Source organism: Microbulbifer sp. (assembly GCF_051659245.1).
GTDB lineage: Bacteria > Pseudomonadota > Gammaproteobacteria > Pseudomonadales > Cellvibrionaceae > Microbulbifer.
This window is the reverse complement of record NZ_JBOFOC010000193.1, coordinates 14,657-29,740: the sequence shown is the minus strand read 5'-3', so window position 1 is coordinate 29,740 and position 15,084 is coordinate 14,657. Positions and strand designations below refer to the sequence as shown.

The following is a 15,084-nucleotide window of genomic DNA, read 5'->3' as shown; positions in this document are numbered from 1 at the left end:
AGAGCCCGATCGCGGGCATGTCGGATGGCCGCCCCGCCGCTCCTACGCAAATAAAAAGCCGTCGGTGAGACGGCTTTTCAGTGATCGGTTCAGCGCTCCAGCTGGTCCAGTTTGCCCTTTTTGCCATCCCATTCCGCGGCGTCCGGGAGCGGGTCTTTCTTCTCGGTGATGTTGGGCCAGATCTCCGACAGCTCCGCGTTCAGCTCGATAAACTCCTGCTGGTCCTCCGGCACCTCGTCCTCGGAGAAGATGGCGTTGGCGGGGCACTCGGGCTCGCAGAGGGCGCAGTCGATACACTCGTCCGGGTGGATCACCAGGAAGTTGGGGCCTTCATAGAAACAGTCCACCGGGCAAACTTCCACACAGTCGGTGTATTTGCACTTGATGCAGTTTTCCCCAATTACGAATGTCATGCTTGTCCCTCGATAATGCCCTGAGTCAATGGAGCCGCGGATTTTAGCAATTACTGGCGCGAAATGCAGAGGCTTTTGAGTCCGATTGGTTGGGTGCTTATAACCTGGGAGTGGAGTTATCTTTCCAAAGACGCTGAAGGCTCCAGCTCCACTTGCGGGTCGCAGGCCCGCCTGTAGGAGCGGCCCATGGCCGCGATCGGACTTTCCGCTATCCCTGACCCCGATCGCGGCCATGGGCGGATGGCCGCCCCGCCGCTCCTACAGGAGTTTGCGCAGAGCGTAGAGCTTCTCCAGCGCCTGGCGCGGGGTCAGGTCGTCCGGGTCCAGTTCCTCCAGGGCTTCCACCGCCGGGTGAGGGGGGGCGCCGAACAGGTCCACCTGTTGGGGCGAAGCGGGCGCGGGTGCCGGTTGCGGGACCCTTTCCCGGGTTCCGGGTTCCGGGTCCCGGGTCCCGATTGCTGTTTCCCGAGTCCCGTTTTCCAGCGCCTCCAGCCGATGCTTCGCCTCCACCAGCACATCGCCGGGAATCCCCGCCAGTTTCGCCACCTGCAGACCGTAACTCTTGGACGCCGGGCCCTCCTGGATGCGGTGCAGGAAGACGATACCGTCGCCGTGCTCGGTGGCGTCCAGGTGGATATTGGCCGCTTCCGGGCACTGCTCCGGCAGCGCGGTGAGTTCGAAGTAGTGGGTGGCGAACAGGGTGAAGGCGCGCACCTGATCCGCCAGGTAGTGAGCGCAGGCCCAGGCCAGGGACAGGCCGTCGTAGGTGCTGGTGCCGCGGCCGATTTCGTCCATCAGCACCAGGCTGTGCTCGCTGGCGTTGCGCAATATGTTTGCCGTCTCGGTCATTTCCACCATAAAGGTGGAGCGACCGCCGGCCAGATCGTCGGCGCTGCCGATGCGGGTAAAGATGCGGTCCAGCAGGCCGATGCGTGCGGAGTCCGCCGGCACATAGCTGCCGATATGGGCGAGCAGGGCGATCAGCGCGGTCTGGCGCATATAGGTGGACTTACCGCCCATATTGGGGCCGGTGATCACCAGCATGCGGCGGTCGTCGCGCAGCTCGATATCGTTGGCCACGAAGGGCTCGTCCAGCACCTGCTCCACTACCGGGTGGCGGCCGGCGGCGATCGCCAGACCGGGCTCCGCACACAGTTCCGGGCAGCACAGGCGCAGGTTGTCGGCGCGTTCGGCGAGGCAGGCGAGCACGTCGAGTTGGGACACCGCGGCTGCGGCGCCCTGCAGTTCCACCAGGGACTGGTTGAGTTGGGTGATCAGCTCCTCGTACAGGGCCTTCTCCCGCGCCAGGGCGCGGCTCTTGGCGGAGAGGGCCTTGTCCTCGAACTCCTTCAGCTCCGGGGTGATAAAGCGCTCGGCGTTCTTCAGGGTCTGGCGGCGGATGTAGTCGGCGGGGGCCTTGTCGCTCTGGCCGCGGCTGATCTCGATAAAGTAGCCGTGCACCCGGTTGTAGCCCACCTTGAGGGTGGGAATGCCGGTACGCTCCTTTTCCCGGACCTCCAACTGCACCAAATAGTCGCCGGCGTTTTCGCTGATGGAGCGCAGTTCGTCCAGCTCGCTGTCGTAGCCATCGGCGATCACACCGCCGTCCCGGATCACCACCGGTGGGTTTTCCACCAGGGCGCAGTCCAGCAGTTCCACCGTCTCCGGCCACTCGCCGATCTCCCGCGCCAGCTCCGCGAGCAGGGGGGCATCGGTTTCCGCCAGCTGCCGCTGGATCTCCGGAAACTGCACCAGCGACAGTCCCAGCCGCGCCAGGTCCCGCGGCCGCGCGGAGCGCAGGGCCAGGCGGCCGAGGATGCGCTCCATATCGCCCACGGGTTTCAGTGCCTCCCGCAGCGGCTCGAAGCGGTAGTCGTCGATCAGTGCGGCGATGGCGCCCTGGCGGTTTTGCAGGGTCTGCAGTCGGCGCAGCGGGTTGTTCAGCCAGCGGCGCAGCAGGCGGCTGCCCATGGCGGTCTTGCAGCTGTCGAACACCGACAGCAGAGTGTTTTCATCACCGCCGCCCAGGTTCAGGTCGATCTCCAGGTTGCGCCGGGAGGCACCGTCCAGGGCCACGGTATCGTCGCTGCTTTCGGTCTGCAGGCTGCGGATATGGGGCAGCTCCGTGCGCTGGGTGTCGCGGGCGTACTGCAGCAGGCAGCCCGCGGCGGCCACCGCCGCATGCAGTTGGCTGCAGCCGAAGGCTTCTAAATTGAGGGTGCCGAACTGCTGGTTCAGCAGGCGCAGGGCGGTTTCCAGTTCGAACTCCCAGGGCGCGCGCCGGCGCAGTCCGGGACGCTTTTCTATTTCCGCGGGCAGCGCCAGGCCTTCGGCCGCCAGCAGTTCCGCCGGACCGTGGCGCTGAACCTGTTCCGCCAGCGCTTCCAGGCTGTCCACCTCCTGCACCGCGAAGCGGCCGGTGGCCAGGTCCAGCAGGGCCAGGCCGAACTTGTCGGCCAACTGTGTCACCGCCGCCAGCAGGTTGTCCCGGCGCTCATTGAGCAGAGCCTCGTCGGTCACCGTGCCGGGGGTGACGATGCGCACCACCTTGCGCTCCACCGGCCCCTTGCTGGTAGCCGGATCGCCGATCTGTTCGCAGATGGCCACCGACACCCCGGCCTTGATCAGCCGCGCCAGGTAACCCTCCGCCGCGTGGTAGGGCACCCCGGCCATGGGAATGGGATCGCCGCCGGACTTGCCGCGGGCAGTGAGGGTCACATCCAGCAGCTCCGCGGCCCGCTTGGCGTCGTCGTAAAAGAGTTCATAGAAGTCGCCCATGCGGTAGAACACCAGCTCCTGGGGGTGCTGGGCCTTGATCTTCAGGTACTGCTGCATCATGGGGGTGTGCTGGGCGGTCGCTGCTTGCGGCATGGAGGGACTACTTCTTCTTCTGAGTGGGTTGAGTGGAAGGGCGCTATTGTAGCGGCTCGGGCTGTGGTTGAAACCGGGGGAGGCTTGATAGGCCGGGGGGGCCGAACCTTGTAGGATGGGCAAAGGAGCGCAGCGACGTGCCCATCTACTGCGGCTATAGGTCGGGGAAGGAGGTCACTCTATTTGAAGATAAACCTGATTCTTTTCCCGTTTGCCGATGGCAACGACCATAACAACGACCTTGCCATCATCAACGTGATACACCAGCCGGTAGCCGGCGGTTCTCAGTTTAATTTTATACAGATCCTTGTGGCCGTGTAGCTGGTCTTTGAGGTTGCGCGGGTTTTTCAGGCGTTCCTTGAGCTTATCTTTGAACTGCTCACGGATGGTGGCCCCCAGCTTTCTCCAAGTCTTGAGGGCCTTTGGGTGAAACTTCAGTTCATAGCTCATCCGGGTCCACCGACACGGCTTCGCCGCCATCGGCGAGGCGCTCTTCGGCTACCCGCCCAAGCTCGGCATCTTCCAGGCGCTCCAGTATCTCTTCGAACATGGCGGGGGAAAGGCAGTACATGACTGGCTGGTTCCGGTTAAGTACGGCAACGGGGCCCTCTTTAGTGTCTCTGGCGAGGGCCATGGGGTCGCGTTTTGCCTGGGATATGGGGATGACCATATCGGACAGTATTTGGATAGCAGTCATGTTGCACCTAACAGAGGCTGTTAATTAGTGCTAATAATAGTGCTATTAAGAGCTGCCAACAAGATTCGAGAGTGGGCAGATAGCCAATGGGGCCGGACTAGGGCCGGACTGGATTGATACCGCCGAAGACTCCAGGAAAGTCGCCCCGCCAGGAGTCGCATTGCAGGGATTGCAACCAGACGCCGGGAAGCTGTCAATGAAACCGGGAAGGATTCCTGCAAGGGGTGGCGATCTTTTGTACAAATGTGCCATGAGGACTACTCCCTCGCCCCAAATGTGAATAAGATCACAGGCTTGGCTGTATCGAGCTGGGGGCGAGTCCAAGCGCTCCCGTAGAACAAATAACGTACAACCAAAGGGGCCGTTTTGGGCGAAATTCTGATCAGCTGGATTGGTGGCAGAGACCTCGCCGCTGCCGGCGAAGGCGCAAATCACCTCGGTCCCATTGCCTCCACCCTGCGGGCACAGGACTTTGACCGGGTCGAACTGCTGTACAGCTATCCCGACGCCGAGGTGTCTGGCTATCTCGAGTGGCTGACGTCACTCTCCAGCACCGATGTGGCGATACAGAGAGTCGAGCTGTCATCCCCTGTCAATTTTGGCGAGATTTACCTGGCCGCAGACAGGGCCTTGAAGGCGTTGTCCACAGAGCCGGGCAGCCGGCTCAATATCCTGCTCAGTCCCGGAACACCGGCTATGCAGGCAGTCTGGCTGCTGCTGGGTAAGACGCGCTATCCGGCAAGCTTCTGGCAATCCTCCCCGGAGCAGGGAGTGGAAAGGGTAGAGGTACCTTTCGACATCGCTGCGGAATACGTGCCGGCAGCCAGCAATATCTCCAGTGATGCTATGGCGGGCATGGCCAGTGGCGGCTCGCCCACCACTGCCGCATTCAACGACATCATTACCCAGAACCCACAAATGATGCGGCTCAAGTCCCAGGCCGCAATCCTGGCTGCGCGGGAAGTGCCGGTCCTGATCTACGGTGAGTCCGGCACTGGCAAGGAATTGTTTGCCCGCGCTATCCACAACGCCAGCCCCCGCGCGGCCAGCCCCTTTATTGCGGTCAACTGCGGTGCCTTCCCTGCGGAATTGATCGATTCGATACTCTTCGGCCACAGAAAGGGTGCCTTTACCGGCGCCCACAGTGATCGGGATGGTGTATTCCAGCAGGCCCACGGCGGAACCCTGTTTCTGGATGAGTTCGGCGAACTGGACCCGGCCGTCCAGGTGCGCCTGCTCAGAGTATTGCAGGATGGCACCTTCACACCGGTTGGCGGCCGCGAGCAGTGCCGGGTGAATGTGCGTATTGTCGCCGCCACCAACCGCGACCTCCTCAAGGCGGTAACTGACGTCAATTTCCGTGAGGACCTCTTTTACCGGGTGGCAGTTGGCGTTCTCCACCTGCCACCTTTGCGCGAGCGGGAGGGCGATCTGGGTCTGCTTGCCGATAGAGTAATCGCATCCCTCGGTCGCCAGGATGCTCACCTGAAAGATAAGAAAATTTCTATAGCCGCAAGAAATCTTATCCTCCGGCATCCCTGGCGAGGCAACATGCGGGAACTGCACTCCACGCTGCTGCGCGCCGCGCTGTGGAGTGCCACAGACACCATCGAAGCCGAAGACCTGCGCCAAGCCCTGTTCCAGATGCCGGAAAAAGAACCGGGGGTTCTGGACCGGGATATCTCCCAAGGTATTGATATTCAAGCACTTTGCGACGACATCTGGCGACATTACATCCCCCGCGCACTGAATGCAGCGCACGGCAAAAAGACTCGTGCCGCGGATCTTCTGGGGCTGAATAACTACCAGACGCTGACCAATCTGATGGAAAAACTGGGCCTGAAGTGAAACCTGGCACGTACTTCGCAATAAGCTCGGCATGGATAGAATTTTTTATATGAAATCGCAGAACTTCGAATTCCTCCGCCCGGAAAACGAAACCCTGGCCAACCTCGCCGGCTTGGCAGAGGCGGTGCTCCATGTGGACCCGGGCAGCGCCCTCACGCGCCTGCGCGGCTTTGCCGAAGAGGTCACCAAGAGCATCTACAAAGAGGAATACCTGCCGCGGCTGCCCCAGGCCAACTTTTACGAACTGGTAAAAAGCCGCGTATTCGAGGACTGCGTGGACCGCTCCCTGATTCACCAGCTCAACTTTCTGCGCGTACAGGGCAACGAGACAGCCCACGGCTCCAAAGGGGACCTGCGCAGCGCGCAGATGGCCCTGGGCACTGCTCATCAGCTCGCCCTATATATGGCGCTCAAGTACTACGGCAAAACCAAGTCAGATATACCGCCGTTCAGGGATGTGGCAGATCCCACCGCCCAGCTCAGCCAGCTAAAGAAATCCGTCAGTAAATACGAGGCGGAGATCAAGGCCCAGGCCAGCCAGTTGGAGGAGGTGATCGAACAGCTGGAAAAAGAGCGCACCCGCAACAGCGCCAGGATCGAACCGCCCCACAAGCAGGATGCCGCGCGCAAACAAGCCCAGAGCCATGGAGTGGCGGACTCCCTGCAATGGGACGAAGCCAAAACCCGTCGCTTGCTGATCGATACCATGCTGGCCAAGGCCGACTGGGATCTCAAAGACCCGGAGCAGGTCACGCTAGAACACGAAGTACCAGAGCCCTCCACCAGGAGCGGCAAGGGAAAGGCCGACTACGTGCTCTGGGGAGATAACGGCCAGCCCCTGGCGGTTATCGAAGCCAAGAGGTCAGGCGAGCAAAACCTGCAGGCCGGCCGCGAGCAGGCCCGCATCTACGCCGATGGCCTGGAAAAGATGGGCTTCCGCCGCCCGGTGATCTTCTACACCAACGGCTACGAGAGTTTCATCTGGGACGATGTCCAGTACAACACCTACCGCCCGGTGTACGGCTTCTACAGCAAAGACAGCCTCGAGTACTTGATCTACCAGCGCCAGTACCGCGAGAGCCAGCCGGAGCAGCTCAACCCGAAAGCGGATATCGCCGGCCGCCCCTACCAGATCGAGTCCATCAAGGCCGTCGCCAACCGCTTTCAGGAGCAGCGCCGCAGCGCCCTGATCGTACAGGCCACCGGCACTGGTAAGACCCGCGTGGCCATCGCCATCAGCGAGCTGCTGCTGCGCGCCAACTGGGGCAAGCGCGTGCTCTTCCTGTGCGACCGCAAGGAACTGCGCACCCAGGCCAACAACGCCTTTAAAGAGCTGCTGCCCAGCGAGCCCCGCTGCGTGATCGGCGAGACGAGTAAAATCGACCAGTCCGCGCGCATCTACGTCGCCACCTATCCCAGCATGATGAACCGCTTCGCGCAGCTGGATGTGGGCTTCTTCGACCTGATCATCGCCGACGAATCCCACCGCAGTATCTACAACAAATACCGGGATTTGTTCGACTACTTCGACGCGCTGCAGCTGGGCCTCACCGCCACTCCGGTCAAATTTATCAGCCGCAACACCTTCGAGCTGTTCGGCTGCGAGAGTACCGATCCGACTTTCGAATTCGGCTTGGATGACGCCATCAACAACGAGCCGCCGTACCTGGTACCTTTCCGGGTCAAGGACCTCACCACCGAGTTCCTGCGCGAAGGTATCCATTACAATGATCTCAGCGAGGAGCAGCGCCGCCAGCTCGAGGAGGATCTCGGCGAGGAAGAGGCTAAGCTGGCACAATTCGCCGGCAGGGATATCGGCCGCACGATCTACAGTGAGGATACCGACCGTATCATCCTGGAAAACCTGATCGATAACGGCATTAAGGACGAAACCGGTTCGCTGGTGGGCAAAAGCATCGTCTTCGCCCAGAGCCAAAAGCACGCCGAACAGCTGGAAACCCTGTTCTGCAAGCTCTACCCCCAGTACGGTACCCGCGTCTGCAAGGTAATCCACAACGCCGTGCCCAAGGCGGAGAGCCTGATCGGCGACTTCAAAAAGCCCGACAACGACTTCCGTATCGCCATCTCCGTGGACATGATGGACACCGGCATCGACGTGCCGGAAGTGGTCAACCTGGTGTTCGCACGCCCGGTGAAATCCTGGGTCAAGTTCTGGCAGATGATCGGCCGCGGCACCCGCCTGCGGGAAAACCTGTTCGGCCCCGGCAAACCCAAAACCGAATTCCTGATTTTCGACCACTACGGCAACTTCAGCTTCTTTGAAGAAGAATACCGGGAGGCCGACGACGTCGGTGGCAAGTCCTTGCTGCAGACCCTGTTCGAAGCCCGCCTGGAACTGGCCCTGGCCAGCCTCAAGACCAATCACCGCCAAGGCTTCGACACCGCACTGGAATTGCTCAAGGCGGATATCAACGACCTGCCGGAAGACAGCATCGCTGTGCGCCGGGAGCTGCGCACAGTACACCAGCTGCAACAGACCGACGCCCTGCAGCGCATGGATGGCAACACCCAGCACATCCTCAACACCACCATCGCGCCGCTGATGAGCGCGCGGGTGCTGCCGGACAAGTTCGCCATCGGCCTCGACCGCCTGATCGCCACCATCCAGCGCTGCCTGGTGGAACAGGCCAGCTGCTTCGAGGACGGCCGCGACCAGCTGCTGCAGGAGCTGGACAGGCTGGCGGTCAATATCCAGGCGGTGCGCCAGAAAGACAAGCTGATCGACGAGGTGCGCAGCGCCGACTTCTGGCAGAACCCCAGCGTCGAACGGCTGGAAGGGGCGCGCCGCGAACTGCGCGGCATCATGAAATACCGCCAGTCCGGCGGTGAGCCCGCCTATATCCTGCCCAGCACAAGTACCAGTGACAGCGGTGTGCAGGAAAATGAGCGCAAGGTCACCATCGGCGCCAGCGAGGCCACCCTCTACCGCCGCCGGGTAAAGTCCATTCTCGACCAGATGCTGGAGCGCAACCCGGTACTGCAGAAATTGCGCCGGGGCGAGCCGATCCAGGACAGTGAACTGAAAAATCTCACCTCCAGCATTCTCACCGAGCACCCGGGTGTCAGCCTGGAAGCCCTGAACGCATTCTACGGCCGCACCGCCGGCCAGCTGCAGATCACCCTGCGCGAACTGGTGGGCATGGACCCACAAGCCGTGGAGGCCCACTTCACCGGCTTCCTTCACGCCCATCCGCAGCTCACCCACAAGCAGGTGCGGTTTATGAACCTGCTCAAGAACCATATCGCCCAGTACGGCACCATCACCGTGGAAAAACTCTACGATGCGCCGTTTACCAGCGTTTCCCATGAGGGGGTGGATGGCGTTTTTCAGCCGGGGGATGTGGACGACCTGGTAGCGGTATTGAAACCTTTCCTCAAAGATGCGGCCACCACCGAAGCCCAGTGACCACGTATAACTGACGAACAGCGAAGAAGGGAATTGGAATGACATTACAGGAACTGCCGAACCAATACTGGATTGCGACTGCTGCCATCGCCCTGCTTGTGGCTGCCATTGCCTATCTGCTGGCCAGCCTGCGCAGCAGCAAGGCCGTGGCACAGGTGCAGCAGGAACTCTCCCTGGCGCAGGCCAGCGCGGAGCAGTTGCAGCAACAAAGGGATCTGATTCAGCAGCAGTTGGAGTGCACCAGCGAAGAGCTGGCCACTTTGAGGCTGGACCATCGGGCACTCGCCACGCGCCTGGAGTCCGAACAGGCGGGCAGGGCCGACCTGGGTGAGCGTTATGAGAAGTTGGAACGCGAGCTGGAAAAGACCCGTGCCGACCTGCGAACGGCGGAAAACACCCTGCACGGCACCCAGACTGAACTGCAGCAGAGCCGCACACAGCGGGAGCAAACCCAGCGGGACCTACAGCAGCAGCTGGCAGATGCCCGCGAGCAGTATCAAAACCTGGAGCGGAAATATGAGCATCTGCAACAGCAACACAGCACGCTGAACGCGGAATACGCGAAGCTGCAGACCTCGCTGGCGGAGAGGGACGAGAGCCACCGCGCGCAGCTGGCGCACTTCGAGGAGCAAAAGAAAGCCTTGGGTGAGGAGTTCAAGGTGCTCGCCAATGAAATTCTCGATCAGAAGAGCAAGGCTCTGCAAAGTTCGAGTAATACCAGCCTGTCCGCATTGATGAGCCCATTCAAACAGTCCATCGACAGCTTCAAGAAAGAAGTGCAGGAAATCCATCACCGCGAAACCAGCCAGCGCGGCGAGTTGCGTAACGAGTTGGAACAGCTGAAGCAACTTAACCAGCAGATCACCACCGAGGCCCACGAACTCTCCACCGCCTTGCGCGGCCAGAAGAAACTGCAGGGCAACTGGGGGGAAATGGTGCTGGAGAGCGTCCTCGACCGCTCCGGCCTGCAGCAGGGCAGGGACTATGAGCGCGAGAAATCCTTTGATACCGAAGATGGCAGGCAGCGCCCGGATGTTGTCGTAAATTTACCGCAGGGTAAGCACCTGATCATCGACGCCAAGGTTTCCCTCAACGCCTATACCCGCTACGTCAACAGCGAGGACGAGACCGAGCGCCAGCTAGCCCTGAAAGACCACGTCCAGGCAGTGGGCGACCGCATCAGGGAGCTGGCGGACCGGGACTATTACAAAATCAGCGAACTCAACTCCCCGGAGATGGTCTTCCTGTTCATCCCCATCGAGTCCGCCTTCGTCGAGGCGCTCAGGGCGGATGAGCGCCTGTTCCAGATGGCCATAGAAAACAACGTGCTGGTGGCCACGCCCACCACACTGCTCACCAGCCTCAATATCGTCCGCCAGCTGTGGCGCTTCGAGGACCAGAACAAACACACCGCCGCCCTGGCCAGCAAGGCCGAGAGCGTATTCAAGAAACTCAACGGCTTCCTCGGCAGCTTCGAGGGAATCAAGAAGGGCCTGGAAAGAGCTTCTGAAGCCTATGCGAAGGCCGAGGGCCAGCTGGTCAGCGGCCGCGGCAACCTGGTCAAACAGGTGGGCGAATTCAAGAATCTGGCACCTGCCATCCGGGCCGAGCTGCCCGGTTACTTTACCGAAAAAGCGGAACTGGAAATCGACTATATCCCCAGTGATGAACAGAGCGGCGGGCGGAACGACAACAGTCCGCAGGCGGGTGAGAGTGGCGAGAGTGAAGCCGTGGGGCAGGAAGTGATTAGCGAAGGGGCTTGAGCGATGCGCCGCAACTCATGTACCAATGGTTGGTTTATGTATACCAATATATGGTTTATATTAACCAATCATTGGTACATGAGGGGCATTATGTTCGTACTCAAAGGCATACTCCGCGCAGAGAGCCAGGAAAAGGTGCTGCTGTATCTGCTCCTGCGAGGAGCGGGCTACGGCAAGGCCATCGCCGAGTTCTACGGGATACCCACCAACCCGGTGCAGAAGCAACTGGCCCGGCTGGAGGAGGATGGAGTTGTGGTCAGCCAGCTTATCGGCAAGGTCAGAAACTACGAGCTGAACCCCCGCTACCCGTTTCTGGAGCCGCTCAAGGCCCTGTTAAAGGCCGCCGTGGCGGCCTATCCGTCGGAGCTGCGCAACCGGTTGCTGGTGCAACGCACCCGCCCGCGCCAGGCGGGCAAGCCCCTACTGGCGGTGCGGGAGCCGGCCGGCAAAGGCAGGGAAAAGGATAAGGAAAAGGGCAGGGACGAATAATGGACTTCAGCCGTGCGACCATTACCGAGCTTGCTGCCAGGGTTGCCGAGCACCTTCACAACCAGGGGATCGAGGTGGTGCTGGTCGGCGGCCTGGCCGTAGAAATCTATAGCGAGAACCTCTACCTCACCAAAGATATCGACATGGTCAACACTAGCTACCAGACACCCGCGCAACTGCGCGACGCCATGGCTCAGCTCGGTTTTACCAAGCAGGGGAGGGTATTTGCCAATGCCAGCACCGATATCACCGTGGAGTTCCCGCCGGCACCGCTGTCGGTAGGCAATGAGCTGATCGAGCACACTACGACCGCCGAACTGCCCGCGGGCCGCATACCGATTTTGCGGGCCGAAGATGTGGTCAAGGACCGCCTCGCCGCGTTTATCCATTGGCAGGATACGCAATCGCTGGTACAGGCCACGGCCGTACTGCTCAAGCACTCACTCGCTCCCGAGACCTTCAAGGCCTTTTGTGAGCGTGAGGGGAGCAATACCCATTACCAGAAACTGCTGCACCTGTACCAGTGCGGCAAAGTTCACCCGCAGATCACCATGGCACAGTTGGAGGCCGACCTGGCCAAACTGTTGCTGAACGACTTATAAACGCATTAATAGAAAGAGTTACCCATGCTAACCGGACAAATCCGCAACGATATCGACAAACTTTGGGAGAAATTCTGGACCGGCGGTATCGCCAATCCCCTTACCGTGATCGAACAGATCTCCTACCTGATGTTCGCGCGCATGCTCGATATGCAGGAAGAGGTGGCCGAGCGCAAGGCCGCTCGCACCGGCAAGTCCTTCGCGCGCCTTTTTCCGGAAGATTACAAAGGTCAGTTGCTGCGCTGGAAAAACTTCAAGAACATGGCCGGCAAGGAGATGCTGCAGCACCTGAAGAAAAACGTCTTTCCGTTCTTCGCTGAACTGGGCCGGGAGGAGATCGGCGCGGACGGTACCGCCACCCACGCCCTGGCCGGCATCGGCGAATACATGCAGGATGCGGATATCGAGATCAAGAACGAATCCGTACTGGTGGCCGCGGTGGAGATGATCGAGAAGTTGCCGCTCACCCAGTCCGACGTCAAGGGCGATATCTACGAATACCTGCTCAGCAAACTCACCACCGCCGGCATCAACGGCCAGTTCCGCACCCCGCGCCATATCATCGACACCATGATCGCCATGGTCGACCCGCAGCCGGACGCGGTGATCTGCGACCCCGCCTGCGGCACCGCCGGCTTCCTCGCCCGTACCATGGAATACCTGAATCGCGTGCATTCAAGCCCGGCCGGCACCTTCGAAGACGAAGACGGCAACCCCCACTACAGCGGCGACCTGCTGGAGCCCCACCGCGACCATATCAACAAGAAAATGTTCTGGGGCTTCGACTTCGACACCACCATGCTGCGCGTGTCCAGCATGAACATGCTGCTCCATGGAGTGGCCGGGGCCAATATCCACTACCAGGACAGCTTGGGTAAATCCGTCAAGGAAAACTTCCCCCGCCAGGAACAGGACTTCTTCGACGTGGTCCTCGCCAACCCGCCGTTCAAGGGCAGCCTGGACGAGAGCAACGTCAACCCGGACCTGCTCGGCATGGTCAAGACCAAAAAGACCGAGCTGCTGTTCGTCGCCCATATCCTGCGCGCCCTCAAGCCCGGCGGCTTCGCCACGGTGATCGTGCCGGACGGCGTGCTCTTCGGCTCCTCCAAGGCCCACCAGCAACTGAGAAAGGAGCTGCTGGAGCACAACCAGCTCGAGGGCATCGTCAGCCTGCCCTCCGGCGTGTTCAAACCCTATGCCGGGGTCTCCACCGCGGTGCTGCTGTTTACCAAGGGCGGCAGCACCGAAAGAGTTTGGTTCTACGACCTGCAGGCGGACGGCTACTCCCTGGACGATAAGCGCAGCCCGATCAAGGACAACGACCTGCCGGATGCCCTGGCGCAGTGGCAGGCCTACCGCGAGCTGGTGCTGGCTAATGCCGATGCAGAGGAAATTGAAAAGCGGTTCGGCGATAAGACCCAGAAGGCATTTGTGGTGGATGCCGCCGATATCGCCGCCAACAAGTACGACCTCTCCATCAACCGCTACAAGGAAGTGGTGTACGAGGAGGAGCAGTACGATCCGCCCAAGGAGATTCTCGCGCGGCTGCTGAAGCTGGAGGATGAGATTATTACCGAACTGAAGGCGCTGGAGGCGATGCTGTGAGTTGGCCGCAGGTGAGATTGTCAGAGATATCAGAACATATTCGTAATGGTGCATCGATTAAGCAAGATAGTGCCGCGGGTGGCCTCCCTATCACCCGTATTGAAACTATCTCTGAGCGTACTGTGAATTTAGAAAAGTGTGGATATGCAGGGCTTTCGGAATCTGATTATCCGGGTTGCAAGCTCGAAAAGGGAGATATTCTGATAAGCCACATAAACTCAGAAAAGCATCTGGGTAAATGTGCGATTTTTGAATTAGATGAATATGTTGTGCATGGGATGAATCTTCTAGCTCTACGGCCAAAGGCTGATAGGGTTTTTCCTAAATATCTGTATTACTACCTTTCGTCTAATGAGTTCTTGAACAAGATTCCTCGCATTACGAAGAAGTCAGTAAATCAAGCTAGCTTTACTGTTAATAATTTCAAAGAGCTCGAAGCTCCGCTTCCTCCTCTAAAAGAACAACAACGCATCGCCGACATCCTCGACAAGGCCGACGCCATCCGCCGCAAACGCCAGCAGGCCATCACCCTCGCCGACGAATTCCTGCGCTCGGTGTTTCTGGATATGTTTGGTGATCCGGTGACGAATCCGAAGGGATGGGAGACGAGGCGTCTTATTGAGTTGATCGACTCAGATCGGCCAATAACATACGGCATCCTGAAACCCGGTGATGATGTCGAGGATGGTGTTCCTTATGTCAGAGTCGTAGATATGAAAGATGGAGTAGTTCTGGTTGGAAATCTTCGAAAAACTACTTCAGAAATAGCAAAGCAGTATAGAAGATCGACATTAAAGTCAGAAGATGTGCTTCTCTCAATTAGAGGGCATGTCGGACGCCTGGCGATTGTCCCCCCTGAGCTGGATGGTGCAAATATCACACAGGATACAGCTCGGCTAGCTGCAAATAATCTTTGTTTGCCTCTCTATCTTTATGCATGTCTGGAAACAACTGGAATGCAGAAGGAAATGCAAAGATACGTTAGAGGTGCAGCTGTTAAGGGAATAAATTTAGGTGACGTCAAGCAGTTAAGAATCCCGGTGCCGCCGATAGAGATGCAGAGATCTATAGAAAATAGAACAACTTTAATGCTGTCGACAATTCGCAAAATGGAAGTTTCTGAATTTCGGATGGAAGAAAATGTTAAGGCGCTGACACAGGATTCGTTTTGTTGAACTACGTGAACAATCGGAGTCAATAATCAGGTTAGAGAAAAATGTTGACGCATATTTTATCCTGGGAGATAGGGTGGATCTATTTGTGGATCTGAGTTCGTCTTTCGAAGGTGTCGCTATTAAGGGCTTCCGGTATTGAAAGTTGAACATAGAGGCAAAGAGTTGAGCAGAACTAAATGGCCGTGATTTGTCAG

The 15,084-nt window shown here is 59.3% G+C and carries 11 protein-coding genes; 7 read left to right on the top strand and 4 right to left on the bottom strand.

Features of this window, described 5'->3' with window-relative positions; all coding sequences use genetic code 11:
• Positions 1–89: 89 nt before the first annotated feature.
• The 4 genes from fdxA to ACRC0P_RS18260 all read right to left on the bottom strand — a co-directional run bounded on the left by fdxA (position 90) and on the right by ACRC0P_RS18260 (position 3,981).
• Positions 90–413, bottom strand: a complete 324-nt coding sequence (fdxA, locus tag ACRC0P_RS18275) for a ferredoxin FdxA (RefSeq protein ID WP_308368046.1) — start codon at positions 411–413, stop codon at positions 90–92.
• A 258-nt stretch (positions 414–671) separates the two neighbouring features.
• Positions 672–3,284, bottom strand: a complete 2,613-nt coding sequence (gene mutS / locus ACRC0P_RS18270) for a DNA mismatch repair protein MutS (RefSeq protein ID WP_438632737.1) — start codon at positions 3,282–3,284, stop codon at positions 672–674.
• A 174-nt stretch (positions 3,285–3,458) separates the two neighbouring features.
• On the bottom strand, positions 3,459–3,734 hold the full coding sequence (locus tag ACRC0P_RS18265) for a type II toxin-antitoxin system RelE family toxin (RefSeq protein ID WP_438632736.1): 276 nt from the start codon (positions 3,732–3,734) through the stop codon (positions 3,459–3,461).
• Positions 3,724–3,981 carry a type II toxin-antitoxin system Phd/YefM family antitoxin gene (locus ACRC0P_RS18260; protein ID WP_438632735.1) on the bottom strand — a complete coding sequence of 86 codons (258 nt, stop codon included), beginning with the start codon at positions 3,979–3,981 and terminating at the stop codon, positions 3,724–3,726. The genes ACRC0P_RS18265 and ACRC0P_RS18260 overlap by 11 nt, the downstream gene beginning before the upstream one ends.
• Positions 3,982–4,347: 366 nt before the next feature.
• On the opposite strand from ACRC0P_RS18260, the gene ACRC0P_RS18255 reads away from it, so the two are divergent.
• The 7 genes from ACRC0P_RS18255 to ACRC0P_RS18225 all read left to right on the top strand — a co-directional run bounded on the left by ACRC0P_RS18255 (position 4,348) and on the right by ACRC0P_RS18225 (position 14,890).
• Positions 4,348–5,829, top strand: a complete 1,482-nt coding sequence (locus tag ACRC0P_RS18255) for a sigma-54 interaction domain-containing protein (protein WP_438632734.1) — start codon at positions 4,348–4,350, stop codon at positions 5,827–5,829.
• Between the two features lie 49 nt (positions 5,830–5,878).
• Positions 5,879–9,256 carry a type I restriction endonuclease subunit R gene (locus ACRC0P_RS18250; RefSeq protein ID WP_438632733.1) on the top strand — a complete coding sequence of 1,126 codons (3,378 nt, stop codon included), beginning with the start codon at positions 5,879–5,881 and terminating at the stop codon, positions 9,254–9,256.
• A gap of 38 nt (positions 9,257–9,294) precedes the next feature.
• A complete protein-coding gene (gene rmuC, locus ACRC0P_RS18245; protein ID WP_438632732.1) occupies positions 9,295–11,019 on the top strand; it encodes a DNA recombination protein RmuC in 1,725 nt (574 codons plus the stop codon).
• A 90-nt stretch (positions 11,020–11,109) separates the two neighbouring features.
• Positions 11,110–11,508 carry a winged helix-turn-helix domain-containing protein gene (locus ACRC0P_RS18240; protein WP_438632731.1) on the top strand — a complete coding sequence of 133 codons (399 nt, stop codon included), beginning with the start codon at positions 11,110–11,112 and terminating at the stop codon, positions 11,506–11,508.
• The gene (locus ACRC0P_RS18235) at positions 11,508–12,110 is read left to right on the top strand and encodes a hypothetical protein (protein WP_438632730.1); all 603 of its coding nucleotides are present in this window, start codon (positions 11,508–11,510) and stop codon (positions 12,108–12,110) included. Before ACRC0P_RS18240 ends, ACRC0P_RS18235 begins: the two co-directional genes overlap by 1 nt.
• Positions 12,111–12,134: 24 nt before the next feature.
• Positions 12,135–13,715 (top strand): type I restriction-modification system subunit M, encoded by a 1,581-nt coding sequence (locus ACRC0P_RS18230; RefSeq protein ID WP_438632729.1) that lies wholly within the window; start codon positions 12,135–12,137, stop codon positions 13,713–13,715.
• A complete protein-coding gene (locus tag ACRC0P_RS18225; RefSeq protein ID WP_438632728.1) occupies positions 13,712–14,890 on the top strand; it encodes a restriction endonuclease subunit S in 1,179 nt (392 codons plus the stop codon). Before ACRC0P_RS18230 ends, ACRC0P_RS18225 begins: the two co-directional genes overlap by 4 nt.
• Positions 14,891–15,084: the final 194 nt, after the last annotated feature.